Source organism: Photobacterium sp. OFAV2-7 (genome assembly GCF_022347985.1).
GTDB lineage: Bacteria > Pseudomonadota > Gammaproteobacteria > Enterobacterales > Vibrionaceae > Photobacterium.
Genome location: NZ_JAKRFQ010000414.1, coordinates 1 through 4,361, shown reverse-complemented (window position 1 = coordinate 4,361; position 4,361 = coordinate 1). Strand labels below are relative to the sequence as shown.

The 4,361-nt window shown below is 49.2% G+C and carries 4 protein-coding genes and 1 pseudogene; all 5 read right to left on the bottom strand.

The features are described 5' to 3' along the window. A pseudogene (locus MHN01_RS17950) lies at positions 1–400 on the bottom strand (methyl-accepting chemotaxis protein); the annotation flags it as partial. 182 nt (positions 401–582) lie between these two features. Next, positions 583–1,572 carry a murein tripeptide/oligopeptide ABC transporter ATP binding protein OppF gene (gene oppF / locus MHN01_RS17945; RefSeq protein ID WP_239412591.1) on the bottom strand — a complete coding sequence of 330 codons (990 nt, stop codon included), beginning with the start codon at positions 1,570–1,572 and terminating at the stop codon, positions 583–585. After that, positions 1,572–2,537, bottom strand: a complete 966-nt coding sequence (locus MHN01_RS17940) for an ABC transporter ATP-binding protein (RefSeq protein WP_239412590.1) — start codon at positions 2,535–2,537, stop codon at positions 1,572–1,574. The genes oppF and MHN01_RS17940 overlap by 1 nt, the downstream gene beginning before the upstream one ends. A gap of 78 nt (positions 2,538–2,615) precedes the next feature. Continuing rightward, positions 2,616–3,527, bottom strand: coding sequence for an oligopeptide ABC transporter permease OppC (gene oppC / locus MHN01_RS17935; protein ID WP_239412592.1), 912 nt, complete (start codon positions 3,525–3,527; stop codon positions 2,616–2,618). Positions 3,528–3,542: 15 nt separating this feature from the next. Further along, positions 3,543–4,361: oligopeptide ABC transporter permease OppB (oppB, locus tag MHN01_RS17930; RefSeq protein ID WP_239412589.1), on the bottom strand; the 819-nt coding region annotated here is incomplete at its 5' end.

The window sequence follows — 4,361 nt, the reverse complement described above, 5'->3', positions numbered from 1 at the left end:
CATCAAGCCCGTCAGGGGTAAATACGACGAAAGCGCCGTAGATGTTGGAAAATTCATTCACGGAGCGCCGCAACAGTTCATTGATCGAGCCTCGAAGCTCAGAACTATTGGTAAAGTTTTCCTCGGCGTTGTATTTGAGGAACAACACGCTCTGGGCCAGCATTTCAGCCCGGTAGATGGCTTCATCGAAATACTGCTGAACAGATATCGCCTGACGCTCTGCCTGAGCCTGAACAACATCCTGGGATTTATTGCGAAGAGAAGTGAATGACTGCTCACTCACTAGCTGCTGGCTCTGGCCAGAGAAATAAAATGATAGGCTGGTTAAGACCAAGACTGTTACCAACAGTCCAACCCCTGCCATCAGGGTGATCTTCCACTGCACCGATAGTGACCGCATATAAACAATCCTTGTTCGTACTACTCAGTCGAAAATGTAATGGTAAACTACATTTTTATCAATATTTTATAACATGCAGGTAGTGTCATAAATTTGACCGCCAGCAACAATTTTTTGACAAACCGACAGGCGAAAAAAAGCGCGGCTTTGACACCGCGCTTAAAGCCTGTCACAGGCTTGAATTAATGTACGTTCAGGCAAGCAACCGCGTGAACGTCACCTCCTTCCAGCTGAGGTTTGCTGTCTGCGCAGGACGCCGTAGCCTGAGGACAGCGGGTGCGGAACACGCAGCCTGAAGGTGGGTTCATTGGTGAAGGAAGCTCTCCCTCCAGCAATTCAATATGCTTATTACGTTCCAGATCCGGATCCGGGATAGGTACCGCAGACATCAACGCCTTGGTATACGGGTGTTTAGGCTCGGCAAACAATGCCTCTCCTTCCCCCATTTCTACCGCATTGCCCAGATACATCACCAGAACGCGATCCGAGATATGCTTGACGACTGACAGGTCGTGGGCAATGAAAATCAGACTCAAGCCCATCTCTTTCTGCAACGACTTCAGCAGGTTAACAACCTGTGCCTGAATCGACACATCTAGGGCCGATACCGGCTCGTCACAAATGATCAGTTTAGGCTTGAGGATAAGTGCACGGGCAATACCAATACGCTGACACTGACCACCGGAGAATTCGTGCGGATAACGGTTAATCACGTTTGGCAGCAGACCGACTTTAGCCATCATCGCCTTGACTTGCTGCTTTACCTCGTCAACATGCAGATCCGGATAGAACGCCTTCAGTGGCTCGGCAATGATTTCGCCGACAGTCATTCGCGGGTTCAGTGATGCAAGCGGATCCTGGAAAATCATCTGGATTTCTTTACGCTTCTCGCGCATAGCAGCCTGATCCAACTTCGTCAGATCCTGTCCCAACCAGACAACGTTGCCATCGGTTGCTTCAACCAAACCAATCACAGCACGGGCAAACGTCGACTTACCACAACCAGATTCGCCAACCACACCAAGCGTTTCGCCTTCATAGAGGCGAATACCAACACCATCAACCGCTTTTAGCGTTGACGGCTTGCTCCAAGGCCATGCCGACTTAGGGGCAATATCAAAATGAACTTTAAGATCTTTAATATCTAGCAGCAGGTTCTTTTGTGCTTCCATTACCACGTCCCCATATCAGAAAAACACGCACGTAAACGCCCTTCGGCAAAGTCCTTCAAAGCAGGTGCTTCCTGCGTACAACGACTTGACACCCTGTGGCAACGTTCCTGGTAAGGGCAGCCAACTGGCAGACGAAGTAAGTTAGGTGGGTTACCCGGGATCGTTGGCAATTCTTCCCCGTCTGTATCAAGGCGAGGGATCGCTTTAAGCAAGCCTTCTGTATACGGGTGCGATGGTTTGTAGAAGATTTCATTGATCTTGCCGTATTCCATCGTACGGCCTGCGTACATTACCAGTACTTTGTCACAGCTACCAGCAACAACACCCAGATCGTGGGTGATCATAATGATCGCGGTATTGAAATCGCTCTTTAGCTCATTCAGAAGCTCCATGATCTGGGCCTGAACGGTTACATCCAATGCCGTTGTCGGTTCATCGGCAATCAATAGCTTAGGTCGACATAACAGTGCCATGGCGATCATTACACGCTGACGCATACCGCCCGAAAACTCATGCGGATACATGGTAATACGCTTGCGCGCTTCCGGAATTTTCACCGCCTCCAACATGCGGACACTTTCTTCAAAGGCTTCGGCCTTACCCATCCCTTTGTGCAGCATCAACACTTCCATCAGCTGGTCGCTGACTTTCATGTAGGGGTTTAGCGATGTCATCGGATCCTGGAAGATCATCGCAATCTGCTCGGCGCGCAGCTTGTTTAGCTCGCTCTCCGGCAGGTTAAGAATCTCACGACCTTCAAATTTAGCGCTGCCGCCAATGATACCGTTTTTGGCCAGCAGGCCCATAATGGCGAAAACAGTCTGACTCTTGCCCGAACCTGACTCGCCCACAATACCCAGGGTTTCACCCTGTTTTAGAGAAAAATTAAGATCGTTAACCGCGGTGACGATACCGTCTTGTGTTGTAAATTCTACGCGTAGATCTTTGACATCTAATAAGCTCATAATACTTCCTTATACTCTCTCGCCTTTGACTCACGGCCTCGTTTCTTCATCCGCCATGAGCCAAAGAACGATTCATTCTTATCTGTCTTTTGGATCCAGTGCGTCACGTAAGCCGTCACCCACATAGTTAAAGCAGAATAAAGTTACAACCATGAATGCCGCCGGGAACATCAGCTGCCAGATGGCAACCTCCATCGTTTGCGAGCCTTCCTGTAGCAAGGCCCCCCAGCTCGTCATTGGCTCCTGGACACCCAGGCCGAGGAAACTCAAGAATGATTCAGTCAGGATCATCGCAGGTACCAGTAGGGTTGAGTACACAGCAACAATACCTAGAACGTTCGGCACGATATGGCGGGTAATGATTCTCCAACGGCTAACGCCCGAAACATGTGCCGCCTCGATGAACTCTTTGCTTCGCAGGGACAAGGTCTGCCCCCGGACAATACGAGCCATATCAAGCCAGGAGATCGCCCCGATTGCGACAAAAATCAGCATGATGTTACGACCGAAGAAAGTAACCAATACGATCACGAAGAACATGAACGGAATCGAGTACAAGATTTCCAGAAGACGCATCATAATGCGGTCGGTACGGCCGCCGACAAAACCCGATGTTGCACCATAGAGAGTACCAATCACCACCGCAACCAAGGCGCCCAAAATCCCCACCATCAGGGAGATGCGGCCGCCGATCAGTGTTCGGGTGTACAAGTCACGACCTAGGCTATCGGTACCGAAGAAGTGTCCCTCTGCACCAAGACTCGGAGCGGCATGCAGTGCGTACCAATCTGTATCATCGAAAGCATACGAGCTGAACATCGGACCGAAAATTACCGCCAGCGTGATACAGAAAAGAATGGCAAGGCTGATCATCGCCGCTTTATTTCGCATAAAACGAATACGGGCATCCTGCCATAAACTACGGCCTTCAATTTCCAATTGCTCGGAAAACTTCTCGACGGCCTCTACATTGTCTTTTTTAGTTAGCATCATTTGTTCGGCCCTCTAGTAACGAATTTTCGGATCAATGTACGCAAGGACAATATCAACAACGGCGTTGAAGATAATAGTCAGCGTACCGATTAGAATTGTGATACCCAATACCAGTGAATAGTCACGATTAAAGGCTGCGTTAACAAAGAGTTTTCCGATACCAGGCAAACCAAAGATGGTCTCGATAACAACCGAACCGGTAATAATACCGACGAAGGCCGGGCCCATATAGGAAACAACCGGTAGCAGCGCAGGTTTCAGCGCATGCTTGATAATGATGTAGGAATAGCTCAGGCCCTTGGCACGAGCAGTACGAATAAAGTTACTGTTCAACGTCTCAATCATGCTACCACGGGTAATACGGGCAAATGTTGCAACATACAGCAGTGACATACCGAACATTGGCAGCAGCATGTACTTGGTTGAGCCATCATTCCAGCCACCAGCCGGCAGCCAGCCAAGATTGATCGAGAAAATATAGATAAGCACCGGCGCCAATATGAAGGACGGCATGACCACCCCTGCCATAGCGGTAGACATTATCGTGTAGTCTATCCAGCTATTTTGCTTCAACGCGGCAATGGTACCGACGGTGACCCCCATCACCAGTGCAAAGATAAAGGCAAAGAAACCGATTTTAGCGGAGACAGGCAGAGCCTTGGAGACCAGCTCATTTACCGTAAAGTCTTTATATTTAAAGGATGGACCAAAGTCCCCCTGGACAATATTGCCAAGATACGTCGTATATTGTTCAAATACAGGTTTATCCAAGCCATATTTGGCTTCGATATTGGCCATTACTTCCGGAGGAAGCGGGCGGTCGCTTGAAAA

Bases quoted from the DNA above. Each gene is read 5' to 3' on its own strand.
- oppF (WP_239412591.1), bottom strand. From the start codon at position 1,572: ATGGAAGCACAAAAGAACCTGCTGCTAGATATTAAAGATCTTAAAGTT.
- MHN01_RS17940 (WP_239412590.1), bottom strand. From the start codon at position 2,537: ATGAGCTTATTAGATGTCAAAGATCTACGCGTAGAATTTACAACACAA.
- oppC (WP_239412592.1), bottom strand. From the start codon at position 3,527: ATGCTAACTAAAAAAGACAATGTAGAGGCCGTCGAGAAGTTTTCCGAG.